This is a genomic window from Bacillus sp. AY2-1, assembly GCF_008368965.1.
In the GTDB taxonomy this organism is placed as follows: Bacteria; Bacillota; Bacilli; order Bacillales; family Bacillaceae_G; genus Bacillus_A; species Bacillus_A thuringiensis_S.
Window position 1 is genome coordinate 1 of the sequence record NZ_QPEL01000118.1, and the last position, 1,077, is coordinate 1,077.

The window sequence follows — 1,077 nt, forward strand, 5'->3', positions numbered from 1 at the left end:
ATTATAAATTGTCTCTAATAGCCAAATGGATTATTGAAAAATCGAAGTATAGCCTCCCAAAAAAACAACTGTTTATTGCATTGAATACAAACAAAACAGAAGTCCTAAAAAAGACTTCTATTTTGTGACATATAATGAATAATAAGGTGGTAAACAAATCAAGATAATGTGATTGAGTGGTAAAAATTTATTAATAGCTGTTTTAGAATCTCTTATAACAAGGCTGATTACAAAAAGCGGATCTCTACACTGCTAATAAAAATTGAAAAATTCTACTCATTAAAACTTAGACTAACTACAGTTGCAATTGATTGGGCTGCATGTTCCCAGCTTCCATCTATAACTTTACCAATTTGCTGACCAAGTGTATTTAAATCATTTGGATTAACTGGAATTCCATTATACGCAGCAAGAATTGATAAAAGTGGAGCGGCAAATGGTGTCCAACCACCTCTATCAATATTAAATACAGGTTTATCTAGTACCTTTCCATCTTGTACTGTAAACTCATAATAAAATTGATCATCTGGACGAAAACTTAAATGATGAGAAATTTGCCCCTTAACATATTTTTTTCCTGCACCTAGGTTTACTACTTCTATTTCTTTTACATTAAATTCATGTTCAAATACTTTAATTTTTTTGACTTCTGGACCATTTAAGGCAGCTTGAACGGCTGTTTCCAAATTATTTTGTGCCAAAGGTTGAATACTCGATTGTGCCTCTTTGTGTTGAATAGGAGCCTCTTTTTCTGCAGCAAACACCGAGGTAGTAGGTAGTGCACCTGTAGCTAACGTAGCGGCAAGTGCTGTTGTCATAATGATTTTTCTTTTCATCTTCATAGTTTTTCTTCCTCTCTTAAAGTTATGATATATAATCTTTTAAAGACTGACACGGTGCAATTTTTTTCATAATGCACGTAAAAAATTAGTTTAAGAATTATGTGAAATCTTGTCAGAAAATTAAAGTTAATTATATATGTATTTAAGATGATATCTATCTACACATATTTTTTCAATTTTTAGATAAATGAAATAGTAATGGCTTCTTAAGAATTAATTTAGCACCTTGTTTATC

1 protein-coding gene is annotated in these 1,077 nt (G+C 30.8%); it reads right to left on the minus strand.

Going from position 1 to position 1,077, the window contains the following annotated elements:
- Positions 1 to 272 precede the first annotated feature (272 nt).
- Complete coding sequence (locus tag DN403_RS23560; RefSeq protein ID WP_000782791.1) at positions 273 to 842, minus strand: hypothetical protein; 570 nt, start codon at positions 840 to 842, stop codon at positions 273 to 275.
- Positions 843 to 1,077: the final 235 nt, after the last annotated feature.

Excerpts from the sequence above, each read along its gene's own strand:
- DN403_RS23560 (WP_000782791.1), bottom strand. The coding sequence starts at position 842 with ATGAAGATGAAAAGAAAAATCATTATGACAACAGCACTTGCCGCTACG.